The sequence below is a fragment of the Alterinioella nitratireducens genome, assembly GCF_013155465.1.
Lineage (GTDB): Bacteria > Pseudomonadota > Alphaproteobacteria > Rhodobacterales > Rhodobacteraceae > Alterinioella > Alterinioella nitratireducens.
The window spans coordinates 1-16,254 of the sequence record NZ_JABJVX010000004.1; the positions used below are offsets into that span (position 1 = coordinate 1).

Annotated in this window: 15 protein-coding genes; 3 read left to right on the forward strand and 12 right to left on the reverse strand. The window is 65.2% G+C overall.

Annotated features, from left to right (window positions below; translation table 11 throughout):
• Positions 1 to 300: 300 nt before the first annotated feature.
• Entirely contained in the window at positions 301 to 1,374 is a 1,074-nt protein-coding gene (locus HNS34_RS07665) for an alcohol dehydrogenase family protein (RefSeq protein ID WP_172319470.1), read from the forward strand.
• 27 nt (positions 1,375 to 1,401) lie between these two features.
• Here the strand turns inward: HNS34_RS07665 and HNS34_RS07670 are convergent, their stop codons facing one another.
• Positions 1,402 to 2,301 carry a LysR substrate-binding domain-containing protein gene (locus HNS34_RS07670; RefSeq protein ID WP_172319471.1) on the reverse strand — a complete coding sequence of 300 codons (900 nt, stop codon included), beginning with the start codon at positions 2,299 to 2,301 and terminating at the stop codon, positions 1,402 to 1,404.
• 117 nt (positions 2,302 to 2,418) lie between these two features.
• Between HNS34_RS07670 and HNS34_RS07675 the strand changes: the two genes are divergently transcribed.
• On the forward strand, positions 2,419 to 3,123 hold the full coding sequence (locus HNS34_RS07675) for an SDR family oxidoreductase (protein WP_172319472.1): 705 nt from the start codon (positions 2,419 to 2,421) through the stop codon (positions 3,121 to 3,123).
• An 8-nt stretch (positions 3,124 to 3,131) separates the two neighbouring features.
• Here the strand turns inward: HNS34_RS07675 and HNS34_RS07680 are convergent, their stop codons facing one another.
• From HNS34_RS07680 to HNS34_RS07710, 7 genes are all read right to left on the reverse strand, one after another.
• The gene (locus tag HNS34_RS07680; protein WP_172319473.1) at positions 3,132 to 4,625 is read right to left on the reverse strand and encodes a mannitol dehydrogenase family protein; all 1,494 of its coding nucleotides are present in this window, start codon (positions 4,623 to 4,625) and stop codon (positions 3,132 to 3,134) included.
• Positions 4,625 to 5,398, reverse strand: a complete 774-nt coding sequence (locus tag HNS34_RS07685) for an L-iditol 2-dehydrogenase (protein ID WP_172319474.1) — start codon at positions 5,396 to 5,398, stop codon at positions 4,625 to 4,627. Before HNS34_RS07685 ends, HNS34_RS07680 begins: the two co-directional genes overlap by 1 nt.
• Complete coding sequence (locus HNS34_RS07690) at positions 5,398 to 6,405, reverse strand: ABC transporter ATP-binding protein (RefSeq protein ID WP_172319475.1); 1,008 nt, start codon at positions 6,403 to 6,405, stop codon at positions 5,398 to 5,400. The genes HNS34_RS07685 and HNS34_RS07690 overlap by 1 nt, the downstream gene beginning before the upstream one ends.
• Positions 6,406 to 6,417: 12 nt before the next feature.
• On the reverse strand, positions 6,418 to 7,248 hold the full coding sequence (locus tag HNS34_RS07695) for a carbohydrate ABC transporter permease (RefSeq protein ID WP_172319476.1): 831 nt from the start codon (positions 7,246 to 7,248) through the stop codon (positions 6,418 to 6,420).
• Between the two features lie 14 nt (positions 7,249 to 7,262).
• Complete coding sequence (locus HNS34_RS07700; protein WP_172319477.1) at positions 7,263 to 8,129, reverse strand: carbohydrate ABC transporter permease; 867 nt, start codon at positions 8,127 to 8,129, stop codon at positions 7,263 to 7,265.
• 125 nt (positions 8,130 to 8,254) lie between these two features.
• On the reverse strand, positions 8,255 to 9,577 hold the full coding sequence (locus HNS34_RS07705) for an ABC transporter substrate-binding protein (RefSeq protein WP_172319478.1): 1,323 nt from the start codon (positions 9,575 to 9,577) through the stop codon (positions 8,255 to 8,257).
• Positions 9,578 to 9,674: 97 nt separating this feature from the next.
• Positions 9,675 to 10,706, reverse strand: coding sequence for a LacI family DNA-binding transcriptional regulator (locus HNS34_RS07710; RefSeq protein ID WP_172319479.1), 1,032 nt, complete (start codon positions 10,704 to 10,706; stop codon positions 9,675 to 9,677).
• Positions 10,707 to 10,839: 133 nt separating this feature from the next.
• Between HNS34_RS07710 and xylB the strand changes: the two genes are divergently transcribed.
• Complete coding sequence (gene xylB, locus HNS34_RS07715) at positions 10,840 to 12,294, forward strand: xylulokinase (protein WP_172319480.1); 1,455 nt, start codon at positions 10,840 to 10,842, stop codon at positions 12,292 to 12,294.
• Here the strand turns inward: xylB and HNS34_RS07720 are convergent.
• The 4 genes from HNS34_RS07720 to HNS34_RS07735 are packed head-to-tail and all read right to left on the reverse strand — an operon-like array spanning position 12,291 to position 16,199.
• Positions 12,291 to 13,067: an SDR family NAD(P)-dependent oxidoreductase gene (locus HNS34_RS07720; protein WP_172319481.1), complete on the reverse strand. Its 777-nt coding sequence runs from the start codon at positions 13,065 to 13,067 to the stop codon at positions 12,291 to 12,293. The two genes, xylB and HNS34_RS07720, sit on opposite strands and share 4 nt — an antisense overlap.
• The gene (locus HNS34_RS07725) at positions 13,064 to 13,993 is read right to left on the reverse strand and encodes an SDR family oxidoreductase (protein WP_172319482.1); all 930 of its coding nucleotides are present in this window, start codon (positions 13,991 to 13,993) and stop codon (positions 13,064 to 13,066) included. The genes HNS34_RS07720 and HNS34_RS07725 overlap by 4 nt, the downstream gene beginning before the upstream one ends.
• On the reverse strand, positions 13,990 to 14,886 hold the full coding sequence (locus HNS34_RS07730) for a bile acid:sodium symporter family protein (protein WP_172319483.1): 897 nt from the start codon (positions 14,884 to 14,886) through the stop codon (positions 13,990 to 13,992). The genes HNS34_RS07725 and HNS34_RS07730 overlap by 4 nt, the downstream gene beginning before the upstream one ends.
• Complete coding sequence (locus HNS34_RS07735; RefSeq protein ID WP_172319484.1) at positions 14,883 to 16,199, reverse strand: flavin-containing monooxygenase; 1,317 nt, start codon at positions 16,197 to 16,199, stop codon at positions 14,883 to 14,885. Before HNS34_RS07735 ends, HNS34_RS07730 begins: the two co-directional genes overlap by 4 nt.
• Positions 16,200 to 16,254: the final 55 nt, after the last annotated feature.

Here is a 16,254-nt window from a genome sequence, read left to right on the forward strand (position 1 = left end):
CAAAAGTACGCACTCGATCACAAGTCCAGAAGATCAGAATTTCCTTGCAAACCGAGCGGCATCCACAAAAGAAGGTTGGACGTCAGACCCATCCCCTCCGCCATTATCCTTTGATTTCATTGGATAAATTCGTTACGCGGGCCTTTTCTCGGCAATTACGGCATGTCTCCGGTCTATCGCGCCGCACTCATGTGCATGCAATGCAGCACCCCACCTGTTACCGATATGATTGATTGTCCGTGCGGATCTGCGCGTTGTGCTGTATCAGTCCATGACCCGATCCGAGTGAGGTTTCCACCGATGCCCCGTCCCGATACCATGCAGGCCGTTCTCTTGACCGGCCATGGCGGGCTCGACCGGTTGGAATGGCGTGACGATGTTGCTGTTCCGGTGCCTGAGGAAGGCGAGGTCTTGATCCGTGTCGGCGCATCGGCGGTCAACAATACCGATGTGAACACGCGCACCGGCTGGTATTCCAAGGCCGTGCGCGGCGATACGGGGTCGGCGGCGACGACTGGTTACGATGGCGCCTCGGATGCCGACGGGGCCTGGTCCGGCGCGTTGAGCTTTCCGCGCATCCAGGGTGCCGATTGCTGTGGCGAGATCGTTGCCACGGGCTCCGGTGTGGATACCGGGCGCACCGGTCAGCGTGTGCTGGTGCGGCCGATGTACCATCCGACAGGCGCGGAGGATCCCCATGCCCTCGTGACTTTCGGGTCCGAGCGCAACGGGGCCTTTGCCGAGTTCTCCACGGTCGAGGCCGAACACGCGATCCGGGTCGATAGCGCGCTGAGCGACCTGGAGCTTGCCTCCTTTCCTTGCGCCTTTTCCACCGCGGAGGGCATGATCCAGCGCGCCGCGCTCGGGGCGGAACGGGTTCTGATCACCGGGGCCTCGGGCGGGGTCGGATCGGCGGCGGTGCAATTGTCCAAGCGGCGCGGGGCGCATGTGACGGCGGTGACCAGCGCCTCAAAGCAGGCGGAGCTGATGCGGTTGGGGGCAGATACGACCCTGACCCGCGAGGATGCGGTGCCGATGGACGGGTTTGACGTGGTGCTGGACCTTGTCGGCGGGCCGCGTTGGCCGGAATTGCTGGAGGCGCTGGCCATTGGCGGGCGCTACGTGACCTCGGGCGCCATCGCCGGGCCGATCGTGGAGCTTGACCTGCGCACACTCTACCTGCGCGACCTGACCCTCATCGGCAGCACCCGGCAGAACCCGCGCGTCTTCACCGATCTCGTGCGCTACATCGAGGCGGGCGAGATCCGGCCCGTTGTGGCCGAGAGCTTTCCGTTGCGCGATTTGCGCGCGGCGCAGGAGGCGTTTCTTGAGAAATCCCACATGGGCAAGATCGGCATCGACGTGCCGGGTTGATCGCGCGCGGGCGTGAATGGGGACACGCTACCCTGCCTCGCCCGCCTCATCGCGCGCAAGACCAAGCAGCCAGTCCCGAACCTGCGCCGCTGCCCCGGACCCGATATGCCGTGGTGCAAGCAGGTAGAAATCCAGACCTCCCTCCAGGCTGCATCTGACCGGCTGGACCAGGCGTCCCTCGGCCAGGTCCCGCGCCACCAGGAAACGGCTGGCAAGGGCAATCCCCTGTCCCGCGAGGGCCGCATCGAGGCTGAGCGTCGTCTGGTTGAAACGCAGACTGCGTGGCGCGTCCACGCTCTGGCCGAACGCCGACTGGAAGAATTTCGGCCAGAGGTCATGCGTGTCATGCAGCAACGTCATCCGCGAGAAAGCCAAGGCATCGAGCGGCAGATCCTGATTGGCGACAAGTGCGGGGGAACAGACGGCGATAACGTCTTGCGTGAACAGCAGATCGGCCCGAAGGCTTGCCCCGAAAGGCGGGCGTGCCTGCCGCACAGCAAGGTCGATCCCGTCCGAGTGAAAGCTGGCAACCCGCTCGGTCGCGGTGAGGCGGAGATCAATGCCGGGATGGGCACGGGTCAGGTCCGCCAGGCGCGGGATGAGCCATTTGGAGGCGAAGGTCGGCGTGACGCTGATCGTCGCCCGCGCGGGGGCGCGACGCAACGCGTCCGTCGCCTCGGCAAGCTGCGCAAAGGCGCGAGAGACAGCCGCATGGTAGGTGCGCCCTTCCTCGGTGAAGGACAGACCCCGCGGATGCCGGAGGAACAGGCGCAGCCCGAGATGATCTTCCAGTCCGCGCACCTGTTGGGCAACGGCGCCCTGCGTCACGCCCAAATCATCGGCGGCGGCGCGGAAATTCAGGTGCCTGCCCGCGGCAGAGAAGGCGCGGAGGCCGTTCAAAGGCGGCAATGCGGCGTCATCGGGCATGATAGAATTTCTACTGTCACGTGACAGAGCTTCTGGTTGGTGATTCAAGCATAGGCGCCCTATTTCAAGAAGAGAAGGTAAAATTGATATGCGACATGCGGCAAGGAGGAACGGAGCATGACGATAGAAAAAACAGCACTGATCACGGCGGGCGGCAGCGGCATCGGGGCCGGCGCGGCGAAACGGCTTGCGGCTGATGGATACAAGGTTGGCGTCCTTTCCTCCTCCGGCAAGGGCGAGGCCCTCGGTGAGGCGCTTGGCGGTTTCGGCGTCACCGGGTCGAACCGGTCGGTCGCCGACCTTGCCCGCCTGGTGGATGGCGCGATGGATCGGTGGGGGAGGGTCGATGTCCTCGTGAATTCCGCCGGACATGGGCCAAAAGGCGACATCCTCGAAATGACCGATGAGGATTGGCATGACGGGCTGGACGTCTACCTGATGAACGTGATCCGTCCGACCCGTCTTGTCACGCCGATCATGGCGGCGCAGGGCGGTGGTGCGATCATCAACATCTCGACATTCGCGGCCTTCGAGCCCGACCCGTTATTTCCGATCTCGGGGATCTTCCGGGCGGGGCTGGCGGGGTTCGCCAAGCTCTTCGCCGACCGCCATGCGGCGGAGAATATCCGCATGAACAACATCCTGCCGGGCTTCATCGACAGCCTGCCCGAGACCGAAGACCGACGCGCCCGCATCCCGATGGGGCGTTACGGCCGGGAGGAGGAGGTTGCCTCGCTGATCGCGTGGCTTGCGTCCGGAGATGGCGGCTATGTCACCGGCCAGAACTGGCGCATTGATGGGGGTCTGACGCGTGGTGTCTGAAGCGACACCTATCCCCTGCCGATATAGGCTGCCAATGCCGCCTCGGTCCCGTCCTGCCAGATCAGCGTAAGCCAGCGTACGAAGGCGGCGGAGAAGGCCGGATCGGCGGCGGTATCCGCGTATATGCCGGATTGCTCCAGCCAGGCGAGCGGTCGGGTCTTGGCCGCGTTGGCGGCCTGGTGCAAGTCCGCCCAAAACGGGTCGTTCGGCTCGATCACCGTGCCGTCCTCGCGCTGACCGGCGCACATGCGCGCCCATAGCGCCTCGACCAGGGCCAGTCCCTCGACGGGCCCGCCCGCCGCCGGCGCATCGTGCAGGATCGGCAGGACAAAGCCGGGATGGCGCGAGGAGCCGTCAAAGGCCACCCGGCGCGTCGTGTCGCGGATCGCGGGATTGGCAAAGCGGCTTTCGATCAGGTCAAGATACTGGTCCGGCGTCATGTCCGGCACCGGGTCGATATGGGGCAGGATCTCTTCGGTCTGCACCTTGCGGAAGAAGGCGCGGATGACGGGATGCGCCATGCAATCGGCGATGGTGCCCTGGGACAGAAGCTCGCCCGCATTGGCCAGAACCTGGTGGCCCGCATTGAGAATGCGGATCTTCATCATCTCGTAGGAATGCACATCTGCGGTGAAGGTCGCGCCGACCCTGTCCCAGTCGGGGCGGCCCGCGCAGAACGCATCCTCAAGCACCCATTGGCGGTAGTTTTCATGCGTGACCGGCACTTCGTCCGCGATGCCGAGGTCGCGCGCCAGCGCGCGTTCGGCGGGGCCGGTGGCGGGCACGATGCAATCCACCATCGAGTTCGGGAAGGCGCCCTCGCTGTCGATCCAACCGGCAAGGTCGGGATCGCTCAACCGGGCCAGCCCGACGACGGCCTGACGCAGGATGTCCCCGTTGCCGCGCAGGTTGTCGCAGCTCATGCCGGTGAAGGGGCCGTGCCCCGCCGCGCGGCGCTGGTGCAATGCGGCGACCATCGCGCCGAAGGCGGTGCGCGGCCGGTCGGGGTTCTGCGCGTCATGCCGGATATCGGCATGGCCCGTGTCCAGCCCGCCGGTGGCCGGGTCGATATGGTAGCCGCCCTCGGTCACGGTCAGCGCCACGATACGGATCGCGGGGTCGGCCATGGCGCGGATCAGGCTGGCATTGCCCTCCTCGATGGGCAGGTAGTCGATCATCGCGCCGGTCACTTCCGCCGAACGGCTGTCGGGCGACAATTCGATCAGCGTGGTCAGGCAATCCTGCGCCAGCAGCTTCTCGCGCATGGCCGCGTCATAGGACCGGACACCGGCCCCCAGGATCGCCCAATCCCGCGCCGCGCCCAACTGCATCAGCCGGTGCAGATACCAGGCCTGGTGCGCGCGGTGGAAATTGCCCAGGCCGATATGAACCATGCCGGGGGTCAGCGCCGCGCGGTCATAGACCGGTCTGGCGATATCGGCGGGCAAGCGGTCCAGCGTCGCGTCGGACAGCGGAAGGGGGTCTGAAACTGAAACTGTCATTAGCTCATCCAATTGCCGCCATCGACGTTGTAGGTTTGCGCGACGATGTATTCGGCCTCGTCCGAGGCGAGGAACACCGCCATCCCGGTCAGATCCTGCGCGGTGCCCATGCGACCGAAGGGAACAGCCGCGCCGACCTCGCGTTTCTTCTGCCCCGGTGCCTTGCCTTCATGCTTGGCAAAGAAGGCATCGACGCCGTCCCAATGCTCGCCATCGACGACACCCGGCGAAATGGCGTTCACGTTGATCCCGTGCCGGATCAGGTCCAGCCCCGCGGATTGCGTGAGGCTGATGATCGCGGCCTTCGAGGCGCAATAGACCGCAACCAGCGGCTCGCCCCGGCGGCCCGCCTGGCTGGCCATGTTGATGATCCGGCCTCCGCCCCCGCGCGCGATCATGTGCCGGGCGACGGCCTGCAAGGTGAAAAGCGTTCCCGCCACGTTGATCTTGAACACGGCGTCGAAATCGGCGCGCGCGATCTCGACAATCGGCGCGGCGGTGAAGATCGCGGCGTTGTTGATCAGGATGTCGATCTGCCCGAACCGGTCCACCGTCTCGGCCACAGCGGCCTCGATGCTTGCCTGCTGGGTCACGTCCATCTCGACCGCGATGGCCGCATCGCCGATGTCCCGTGCGGCCTTGCTGGCGCGCTCGAGGTCGATATCGGCGAGGGCGACCTTGGCCCCCTCCGCCGCATAGGCCTGGGCGAAAGCCAGCCCGATCCCGCGCGCGGCGCCGGTGATCAGGGCTGATTTTCCTCGCAGGCGGCCCATCAGATCCGCAGCCCCTCGGCGTCGAACCTGTGGATCCGGTCCGCGTGCAGCGGCGAGATATGGACGGTGTCGCCATGGCTGGCCACAAACTCGCCACCGACGCGCACGGTCAGCGTGGCCGCCGGATCGCCCTCGGGATGGACGTGAATGAACGTGTCCGAGCCGAGGTGTTCGGCGACGCCGACGGTGCCTTTCCAGCGCCCCTCGGTGGTCGAGACCGTCAGGTGTTCGGGCCGGATGCCGATGGTGTGGGCATCGTGCTCGGCGGCATCCGCGCCGGAGAAGAAATTCATCTTGGGGCTGCCGATGAAGCCGGCCACAAAGAGGTTCTGCGGCGAATGATACAGCTCCAGCGGGCTGCCGACCTGTTCGATCACACCGGCCTGCAGGACCACGATCTTGTCGGCCATGGTCATCGCCTCGACCTGGTCATGCGTGACGTAGATCATCGTCGTCTTCAGCCGCTCATGCAGTTCGCTGATTTCAAGCCGCATGCCGTGGCGCAGGGCGGCATCGAGGTTCGACAGCGGCTCATCGAAGAGGAACGCCGCCGGTTCGCGCACGATGGCCCGACCGATGGCGACGCGCTGGCGCTGGCCGCCCGACAATTGGCCAGGACGCCGGTCCAGGTAATCGGTCAGGTTCAGCGCCGCCGCCGCGCCTTCGATGCGGCGGTCCTGCTCGGCCTTGTCCATGCCCGCCATGCGCATCGGAAAGGCGATGTTCTTGCGCACCGACATATGCGGATAGAGCGCGTAGGACTGGAACACCATCGCCAGGCCGCGCTTGGCGGGCGGCACGCGCGTGGCATCGTTTCCGTCGATGCTGATCACACCGCCGGAGACGTCCTCCAGCCCCGCGATCAGCCGCAGAAGGGTGGATTTGCCGCAGCCCGAGGGGCCGACGAAGACAACGAATTCGCCGTCATTGATGGTCAGGTCGAGCGGCGGGATGACGGATACGTCGCCAAAGCTCTTCTCGACCTTATCGAGTGTAATGCGTCCCATGGGGCCCTCCGTTCATTTCACCGCGCCGAATGTCAGGCCACGGACAAGTTGTTTCTGGCTGAACCAGCCAAGGATGAGGATCGGTGCGATGGCCATTGTCGAGGCGGCACTGAGTTTTGCGAAGAACAGGCCCTCGGGGCTGGAATAGCTGGCGATGAACGCGGTCAGGGGCGCGGCATCCACGGCGGTCAGGTTGAGGGTCCAGAACGCCTCGTTCCAGGCGAGGATGAAATTCAGCAGCAGGGTCGAGGCGATGCCCGGAATGGCCATCGGCGTCAGCACATAGAGCAGCTCGTCCTTCAGGGATGCGCCGTCCATCCGCGCGGCTTCCAGGATCTCGCCGGGAATTTCGCGGAAATAGGTGTAGAGCATCCAGACGATGATCGGCAGGTTGATCAGCATCAGGATCACGACCAGGGCATAGCGATTGTCCAGCACCCCAAGCTGGATGCAGAGCAGGTAGATCGGGTAGAGCACGCCGACCGCGGGCAGCATCTTGGTCGAGAGCATCCACAGCAGGATGTCCTTGGTGCGGCGCGACGGAACGAAGGCCATTGACCAGGCGGCGGGGATCGCGACGAGGAGGCCCAGGATGGTCGAGCCGCCCGCGATGAAGATCGAGTTCCACAGGAACCGCATGTAGTTCGACCGCTCCTGCACCACCTCGTAGTTTTCCAGTGTCCAGTCGAAGAACAGGAAGACGGGGGGGTTGGCGATGGCATCCGCCTCGGTCTTGAACGATGTCAGGATCGTCCAGAGGATCGGGAAGAAGATCAGGAACCCGACAAGCCACGCGAGTGTGGTGTTCAGGGCCTTGCGTCGGGATGTGACAGCGCGTGCCATGGTTCAGCTCCTCCTCAACGATCCAGGTTCTTGCCGACGATGCGCATCAGGAAGAGCGCAATGATGTTGGCAAGGATGATGGCGTAGACGCCGCCCGCGCTGCCCAGTCCGACATTCTGGCTTTCCAGCACGCGCTGGTAGATCAGGTAGGTCAGGGTCCGGGTTCCGAAGGCGCCGCCGGTGGTCACGAAGATTTCGGCGAAGACGGCCAGAAGAAAGATCGTCTGGATCAGGATCACGATGGTGATGGCGCGGCTCAGATGCGGCAGGGTCAGGTAGAAAAAGCGCGACAGCGGCCCGGCGCCATCCATCTCGGCGGCTTCCATCTGTTCTCCGTCCAGCGACTGGATCGCGGTCAGCAGGATCAGGGTCGCGAAGGGCAGCCATTGCCAGGACACGATCACGACAAGCGCGAAGATCGGCATCTCGCTGAGCCAGACCACCGGGTCGGCCCCGAAGAATCGCCATAGATGGGCGAAGAGACCGTTCACGGGATCCATGAACATGTTCTTCCAGACCAGCGCGGAGACCGTCGGCATGACGAAGAAGGGCGCGATGACCAGGATGCGGACAACGCCCTGTCCCCACATCGGCTGATCCAGGAGGATCGCCAGAAGGATGCCGAAGACGATCGAGATCAGCAGCGCACCGCCGACGATCATCAGCGTGGTGACGATGGACGGCCAGAAGGCGCTGGACGAGACGAAACGGACGAAATTCTCAAGCCCGACGAAGCCCTGGTCGCCGCCACGCAGGGGCAGGTAGCTTCTGAGCGAGAACCACACGGTCATGGAGAGCGGCACGAGCATCCAGACGAGGAGCAGGAAGACGGCGGGGGCCATCATGACTCGGGCGGCTGATCGGGAATGCTGTGTCGCCATGGGACAAATCCTCTGCGGTCAGGCGCTAGGCCCGTTGGAAACCGTGTTCAGGGGGAAAGATGCGGGGCTTTGGGGCCGGAAGGCAACGGCGCGCGCTGCCTTCCGGAACGTTTGCGAGGGGCGGCTTAACGGTAGCCGGCCGCTTCCATCGCTTCGTTGGTGATGGCCTGGGCGTTCTCCAGGGCCTCTTCGACCGAGATCTGACCGGCATAGGCGGCCGCGAATTCCTGGCTCACCTCGGTCGCGATACCCGCGAATTCCGGGATCGCCACGAACTGGATGCCGACGTAAGGAACGGGGTCCACGGTCGGGTTGGTCGGATCGGCCGCAAGGATCGAGTCCAGCGTCATCTGTGCAAAGGGCACATCCTGGTAGTTCGGGTTCTCATAGAGCGAGGTGCGCGCACCCGGAGGCACATTGGCCCAACCTTCGTTCTCGGCCACCAGCTCGATATAGTCGGTCGAGGTTGCCCATTCGATGAACTGCATCGCGGCGTCTTCCTGCTGCGTGCCGGCGGGGATCGCCAGCGCCCAGGCCCAGAGCCAGTTCGCCCGGCGATCGACGCCTTCGGAATTGGGGGCCAGTGCAAACCCGACGCTGTCGGCGACGGTGGAATCTTCCGGGTTGGTTACGAAGGACGCCGCGACGGTGGCGTCGATCCACATGCCGCAGAGGCCCTGGTTGAAGAGGTTGAGATTCTCGGTGAAACCGTTGTTCTCATACCCGTCCGGCCCGTAGTCGTTCATCAGGCTGACGTAGAAGTTGAGCGCCTCGGCCCATTCCGGCTGGTCGAACTGGGCGTTCCAGTCCTCGTCGAACCAGCGTGCGCCGAACGAGTTGCCGGTGACGGTGATGAAGGCACCGCCTTCGCCCCAACCGGGCTTGCCGCGCAGGCAGACGCCGTTGACGCCGTTTTCAGGATCATCCATGGCCGCGGCGGCCTCGCGGATGAACTGCCAGGTCGGTGCCTCGGGCATTTCCAGACCGGCCGCATCCATCAGGTCGGTGCGGTACATGATCATCGAGCTTTCGCCGTAGAACGGGGCGGCGTAGAGCGTGCCGTCATGGCTGAGGCCCGCGCGCATCGCGGGAAGCAGGTCGTCGACATTGTATTCTTCCGACAGGCCGTCCAGCGGAACGAGCCAGCCATTTGCGCCCCAGATCGGGGTCTCGTACATGCCGATGGTCATGATGTCGAACTGGCCACCATTGGTGGTGATGTCGGTCGTCACGCGCTGACGAAGGACGTTTTCCTCCAGCGTGACCCATTCGACATTGATGCCGGTCTCTTCGGTGAACTGGTCGGTGTAGCCCTGCATCCGGATCATGTCGCCGTTGTTCACGGTGGCGATGGTGATGGTGGGCGCGTGGCTTTCAGCGAATGCCGCAGTTGCCGATACGCAGAGCGCAAGAGCAGTGGATGTGCGTAGTGCTGCCTTGAAGAACATCCTATTCCTCCCTGTTTGGATGTGATCGCAGGCAAGATGTCCAGAATGTTACTCCGAGTCAACAAAATATTTTACGCGCGTAAAATTTACTGATGAATCAGGCCGAATCCCGCAAGATCAATCGGGCCGCGAACAGGGTTTCGCGCCGCTGATCGAATCGCCCGCCGCTTTCGATCAGTTCAAACAGCGTATCGACGCTGCGCCCGGACACTTCCGCGTAATCATGCGCCGCCGTGGTCAGCGAAGGGCAGGTGAAGCGCGAATAGGGGTGATCGTCATGACTGGCGACGCGCATCGCGCAGCCATCGCCGCGCCCCACGCGCAGCCCGTGCTCGTAACAGGCCGCCAGAAGGCCGATCGCGAGCCGGTCGTTGCTGCACAGCACCGTGTCGGACGGGAAGCCGCCGGATGCGATCACGTCATGCGTGCCCTTGTGGCCGATCTCCTCGAAGCGCCAGCCCTCGCCGTCGATCTTGATCACCTGCGGGTCCAGCCCCGCGCGTTCCATCGCCGCGATATAGGCCAGCCGCCGCTTGTTGGCATTCGGGTTGGCGGGGGTTTTCATCTCGAAGAAACAGGGCGGTGTGCCGGTGCGGCAGAGGTAATCGACGGTCTGATCGACGAAACTGACATTGTCCGATCCGATGAAGGCAGCGCCTGTCCCCTCCATGTTGCTGTCGAACAGCACGGTGGGAACCGCCTTGCAAAAGCTCTCGATCGCGGACCGGTCCGAGATCCGGCCAAGCGGTGCCAGCAGGACACCGGCGGGCTTGATCGAGCGCAGGCTTTCCAGGTTGTCGATCTCTTGCCCGCGATCCCCGTGCGAGCCGAGCAGGATGGGCCGGAACCCGGCCTCGATCACCAGCATCTCGATGCTGCGCGCGATCTCGGCAAAGAAGGGATCCGCCAGGTAGGGAACCACGATGCCGATATTCTTGGTCAGGCGCCGGTTCTGGTTCACCGCGTAGATGTTCGGGCGGTATTCGTGGCGCTCCAGCGCGGCCTCGATTCGTTTGCGTGTCGTGGCCCGGACGCTGTCGGGATCGTTGAAATACTTGGATACGGTCGGACGCGACAAGCCGCTGACGGCGGCGAACTCCTCCATATTCCGTATCTTTTTTTCGGGCATCCCGTGGCTTCCTGGTCCATGTTCCTGTGCAAGCCGGGCGAACGGGGCTTGCGTCTTGCCCAGTTAACCTGAAAAACATTACGCGAGTAAAGTTTTATTCGAGAGCCGCGACCGTCGCGGCAAGGGGACTGGAATGTATCTGGGCATAGACTTGGGAACCTCCGGGGTAAAGGTCTGCCTCATGCGCCCGGATGGCACCGTGTCGGAAACGGCCACCGCCCCGCTTGCCACAAGCCATCCCTTTGATGGTGCCAGCGAGCAGGATTGCCTGTCCTGGTGGGACGCCTGCTGCACCGCCGTGCAGTCGCTTCCATCGGCGTTGCGCCACGAGGTGCGCGCCATCGGGCTGTCGGGGCAGATGCACGGGGCGGTCCTGCTGGATGGGCAGGGGCAGCCGGTGCGGCCCGTGATGCTGTGGAACGACGCCCGCGCCACGAAGGAAAGCGCCGACATGATCGCGGCGGAACCCGAGACGGGCGAGATCGCGGGCATTGCCCCGATGGCGGGCTTCACCGCGCCCAAGCTGCTCTGGCTGGCCCGGCATGAGCCGCAGGCCCATGCCCGCATCGCCCATATCCTGCTGCCCAAGGATTATCTGGGCCTCCGCCTGCATGGGCGCTATGTCACCGATCCGACCGATGCGGCGGGCACCTCCTGGCTGGACCAGCGCACCCGGCAATGGTCGGAGAAGATCTGCGCGGTCAGCGCGACGGACCCGGCCTGGTTGCCCGAGATCGCCTATGGCACCGAGGTGGCGGGGGAGTTGCGGACCGATGCCGCCCTAGCGCTCGGGCTGCCCGCGGGCATTCCCGTGGCGGTCGGAGGTGGCGATATTGCGGCGGGCGCCGTGGGGATCGGTGCTATCGGGGCGGGGGACGGGTTCATCTCGCTCGGCACCTCGGGGCAGCTTTTCGTGACGACGCCGGACTATCGCCCGAACACCGACAGCCTGATCCATGCCTATGCGCATACGGTGCCGGGGCTGTGGTTCCAGATGGCCGCGATGCTGAACGGCGCACGCCCGATGGCGTGGCTGGCCAACCTTCTGGGCCGACCCATCGCCGACCTGCTGGCCGAGGCCGAGGTGGCGGAGGCGGGGCCGATCTTCCTGCCCTATCTGACCGGCGAACGCACGCCGCATGGCGATTCGACGATCCGGGCCGGATTCTCGGGCCTGGGCGAGACCACGACACCGGGCGGGTTGATGCGCGCGGTGGTCGAGGCGATTGCATTCACCCTTGCCGATGCCTCAGATGCGTTGCGGCGCGGGGGCACGGAGCCTGGCACGCTGCTGGCCATTGGCGGCGGCACCAAGAGCGATTTCCTGATGCAGACCATCGCCACCGTCATGGATTGCCGGATCGGCAGAAGCGGCGCGGCCGGGGTCGGGCCCGCGCTTGGCGCGGCGCGGCTTGCCTGCGTGGCACAAAGCGGGCGGGCGATGCGCGATGTGATGACCAAGCCCGAAGTCGCCAGGTGGTTCGAACCGCAGAGCGCCGACAGGGACCGGCTGCAAGCGCGGCTGGCGGGGTTCCGCGCGCTCTACCCGGCCCTGCGCGGCGTGCAGGCGGCAGGCCGGTCGACCTAACGCTGTGGTTTGGAAATGTCTGCCGCGATCCTGCGCCGCATCAGGCGCTGGTATAGCCCCGGCGACGCGCGCGAGATCAGCGCGGCAAGACGGGCCACGCGGCCCACGGGAATGAACTCCTGCCCCCGCTCGACCCCGCGCAGGATGGTTTCGGCGGCAGCCTCTGCCGACATGTAATCCACACCGTCAGTGGCCGAGCCTGGCCGCTGGATGCCGTCCTCGCCGCGCCCCGCATTGCCGAGGTTAGTCGCCACGAAACTGGGGGCCGCGATCAGGCAGCGCACGCCGAACGCCGCCTCCTCGGATCGCAGCGACCCGAAAAACCCCTGCATCGCATGTTTCGACGCGGCATAGGCGGTGCGGCCATGGAGCGGCGCAAAGCCCGCGACGGACGAGATCGCCAGATGGGTGCCCTGGCTCGCCCGGATCGGGTGCAGGAACGCGCGGGCCAGCTCCACCGCGGAAAAATAGTTGATCTCGAACACGCGCCGGTGACTGGCCGCATCCGCCTCGGCAAAGGGGCAGATCTGCGACACGCCCGCATTGTAGATCACCATGTCGATCGAGGGGCGCGCGGCGATGATCCGATCCGCCGCCCGCGCCAAAGCCTGCCGATCGGTGAGGTCGACGGCCACCGGCGTCCGGGTCTCGGTATGCTCCAGCCCGCCGATGTCGACATCCATCAAGACGCAGTGCCAGCCCCCGGCCTCCAGCCGTGCCGCCATCGCCCGTCCAAGGCCGCCATTACCTCCCGAAATGACAGCCGTTCTCATGGGTTCGCCTCCCGCCGCCAGAGGTCGAAGACCTGGGCCGAGGTCAATTCGGGCGTGTAGCCGAACACCTGCTTGAGCCGCTGATTGTCCAGCACGGGCCGGTATTGCAGGAACCTCACCTGCTCCGGCCCATAGCGCGACAGGCCGAGGGGATGCGCCACCGCCAGCGCCAGTTTCAGGGCCGACGCCGGCAGGCGGAGAACCGGCTTGCCCAGGGCGCGCGCAATGTCATCGACCGTCATCCAGCCATCCCCCGCGACATTGTAGACCCCCGCCGGGGCGCCCGTCGCGGCGCGTTCGACGATCCGGGCCAGGTCACGGGTCCAGATGAAGACGAAGGGGCTGTCGCTGCCCCGGATCGCCAGAAGCCGCCTGCGCCGGAAGAGCGCGGTGATCTGGTTGTCGGTGCCCGCCCCAAGCACGGTGCCGACGCGCAGCACGACCTGTTCCAGCCCCGGATGATCGCGGCGCGCGTCCGCCAGCATCGCCTCGACGCGGGCCTTGTGGTCGGCATAGGCGAATTCGGGATTGCCGTGGCAGGGCACCTCCTCGGTCAGCGGCACGGGGTTGTCGGCGTGATAGCCATAGGCCGCGCCGGAACTGGTGACGACCAGCCGCCTCACCCCATGCTCGACACAGGCCGCCAGCACGTTGCGCGTGCCGGTCACATCGACCGCGAAGGCCCGGTCGCGGGTCATCCCCGGCGGTGGCGTCACGATGGAGGCGAGGTGGACCACGACATCCGGTTTCTCGTCGCCGATGACGGTATCAGGATCGGGGCCGGTCACGTCCATGCGCCGGAACCGCACGCCTTCGGGCAGGCCCACGCGGGCGAGGTCGGTGACCAGGATGTCCTCGCGCGGCAACGCATCGGCCAGCGCCCGTCCCACCATGCCCGCGCCGCCGGTGATCAGGATGCGGGTCATGGCGCGACCGGGGTGCGGGCCATCACGCTGGCCAGTGCCAGCCCGGAAATCGCGTGCCAGATGCCCCAGAACGCGGCGACGATTGCCATGCCGCCGAGCCCGCCAAAAAAACCGAAGATCAGGACAAGGCCGAGCCCTGAGTTCTGGATCCCGGTCTCGATGGTCACGGCGCGGCGGTCGAAGGGCGACAGCCCCGCGAGGCTGGCCAGCGCGTACCCCCCCGCAAGGGCCAGCGAATTATGCGCGATGACCAACCCGGCAATGCCGCCCGCAAAGGCCAGGAACAGGGCCCAGTTCGCGGCGAGGGCCAGCGCGATGAAGGCCACGAAAATCGCCATCGACACCCATTGCAGCGGCCTGCGCAACCGGCGCGTCAGATCGGGCCGCCCGGTGTTCAGCGTCACCCCCAGGATCAACGGCAGGACCAGCATCAGGCCCACGGTAATCGCGATGCGCACGGGGTCGATCGAGGTGGCGCGCAGGATCTCGGCGGAGGGTTCATAGAGGCTGCCCCAGAACGCGATGTTGAGCGGGGTCAGCAGGATGGCGCCGACAGTGGCGAAGGCGGTCATCGACACTGACAACGCCGCATTGCCCCCGGCCCGATGGGTGATGAAGTTCGAGATATTGCCGCCCGGACAGGCCGCGACCAAGATCAGCCCCAACGCCACCGAGGCGCGCGGCGCGGTGGCCAGCACCAGCAGGAAGGTCAGCGCGGGCAGCAGCAGGAATTGCGAGGCGAGGCCCACGATCAGCGGTTTCGGGGCCTTCGCCAGCAGCTTGAAATCGCGCGCGGTCAGGTCGATGGCGATCGAGAACATGACGATGGCCAGGATCGCGTTGAGCAGGGTCAGCGACCCGGCCGAGAAATTCAGAACCGCCTCGTCAATCATGCGCGGTTGCCTTTCAGCTTGCGGATCCAGCCTCGCACGGCCTTGAGATAGGTCGCCTTGTCGACGTAATAGGCCATGCGCGGCAGGTCGAGGTAATTCATGCCCCCCGTCGCGCGGTCGAACTCCTGCGCTTTTGCTTGCTGCAACCCCCGTGCCTCGGGCGTGCCCTCGCGCAGCCCCTTGATATAGCGCACCACCATTTCCGCCTGGTCGTGGCGCCCCTGCCAGCCGAGGCCCGTGGCCTCGACCATGCCGAGGAGGAAGAGGTCATCGCGCTCCGGGTGCATGGCGTTGAGGAAGAGATGTGGCGCATCACCCTGCCAGTTGAGCAACCCGTCGTCGATGAACGGGTAATCCAGCTTGTAGCCGGTCGCGGCCAGGATCATGTCATACTCGGCGCTGGTGCCATCGTTGAAATGGACGGTCTGCCCGTCGAACCGGTCGATATCGGGCCGGATCGAGATGTCGCCATGGCCCGCATGATAGAGCACCAGCGAATTGACCACGGGGTGACTTTCATAGAGCTTGTGGTCGGGCTTGGGAAAGCCGTATTTCTGCGGGTCGCCCACGAACCATTTCAGGATCGTGCCATCGACGATCCGTTTCAGCGCCATCGGCAGCCGGATCGCACCGCCCAAGGTGTCGGCGGGCCTGCCGAAGACGTATTTCGGCACGAAATGATAGCCCCGCCGCATCGACAGGTCGCACGACACCCCGTGATGGATCGCGTCCACCGCGATGTCGCAGCCGGAATTGCCCGCGCCGATCACCAGCACGCGCTTGCCGTCGAACTGGCGCGGATGGCGGTAGTCGGCGGCATGGATCAATTCGCCGTCGAAATTGCCCTTGAACGTTGGCATGTTGGGCGTGCTGAGCGTGCCATTGGCAATGAGGAGGCCCGCGAAGTCCTCCTCATGCGTGCCGTCCGCGTCGCGCCAGGTCACACGCCAGCCGTCGCCAGGTGATCCAAGCGGCGTGCAGGACAGAACCTCGGCCCCGAACCGGTAATGCCGGTTCAGGTCGAACGCCTCGGCGAAATCCTCGAAATAGCGCTTCATCTCGCGGTGCGAGGGGTATTCGGCCACATCCTCACGCATCGGGAAATCGGTGAACTCGGTCATCTTGCGCGATGAGATCAGATGCGCCGTTTCGTACATGGTCGAGCGGGGGCCTTCGATGTCCCACAATCCGCCCACACCTGAGCTCAGCTCGAACCCCTGAAACCCGATCCCATGCCGGGACAGCAGCTTGGCCGTCGCCAAACCCATCGGCCCCGCCCCGATCAGGGCGAAGCGTTCGCGCGCGTTGGTCATTATCGTCCTCCGTTCTTCCGCTTAAGTTGAACAACTGTTCAAAACAAGGCAAGAT

Coding starts and splice junctions, on each gene's coding strand:
- HNS34_RS07665 (WP_172319470.1), top strand. CDS start 301: ATGCCCCGTCCCGATACCATGCAGGCCGTTCTCTTGACCGGCCATGGC.
- HNS34_RS07670 (WP_172319471.1), bottom strand. CDS start 2,301: ATGCCCGATGACGCCGCATTGCCGCCTTTGAACGGCCTCCGCGCCTTC.
- HNS34_RS07675 (WP_172319472.1), top strand. CDS start 2,419: ATGACGATAGAAAAAACAGCACTGATCACGGCGGGCGGCAGCGGCATC.
- HNS34_RS07680 (WP_172319473.1), bottom strand. CDS start 4,625: ATGACAGTTTCAGTTTCAGACCCCCTTCCGCTGTCCGACGCGACGCTG.
- HNS34_RS07685 (WP_172319474.1), bottom strand. CDS start 5,398: ATGGGCCGCCTGCGAGGAAAATCAGCCCTGATCACCGGCGCCGCGCGC.
- HNS34_RS07690 (WP_172319475.1), bottom strand. CDS start 6,405: ATGGGACGCATTACACTCGATAAGGTCGAGAAGAGCTTTGGCGACGTA.
- HNS34_RS07695 (WP_172319476.1), bottom strand. CDS start 7,248: ATGGCACGCGCTGTCACATCCCGACGCAAGGCCCTGAACACCACACTC.
- HNS34_RS07700 (WP_172319477.1), bottom strand. CDS start 8,129: ATGGCGACACAGCATTCCCGATCAGCCGCCCGAGTCATGATGGCCCCC.
- HNS34_RS07705 (WP_172319478.1), bottom strand. CDS start 9,577: ATGTTCTTCAAGGCAGCACTACGCACATCCACTGCTCTTGCGCTCTGC.
- HNS34_RS07710 (WP_172319479.1), bottom strand. CDS start 10,706: ATGCCCGAAAAAAAGATACGGAATATGGAGGAGTTCGCCGCCGTCAGC.
- xylB (WP_172319480.1), top strand. CDS start 10,840: ATGTATCTGGGCATAGACTTGGGAACCTCCGGGGTAAAGGTCTGCCTC.
- HNS34_RS07720 (WP_172319481.1), bottom strand. CDS start 13,067: ATGAGAACGGCTGTCATTTCGGGAGGTAATGGCGGCCTTGGACGGGCG.
- HNS34_RS07725 (WP_172319482.1), bottom strand. CDS start 13,993: ATGACCCGCATCCTGATCACCGGCGGCGCGGGCATGGTGGGACGGGCG.
- HNS34_RS07730 (WP_172319483.1), bottom strand. CDS start 14,886: ATGATTGACGAGGCGGTTCTGAATTTCTCGGCCGGGTCGCTGACCCTG.
- HNS34_RS07735 (WP_172319484.1), bottom strand. CDS start 16,199: ATGACCAACGCGCGCGAACGCTTCGCCCTGATCGGGGCGGGGCCGATG.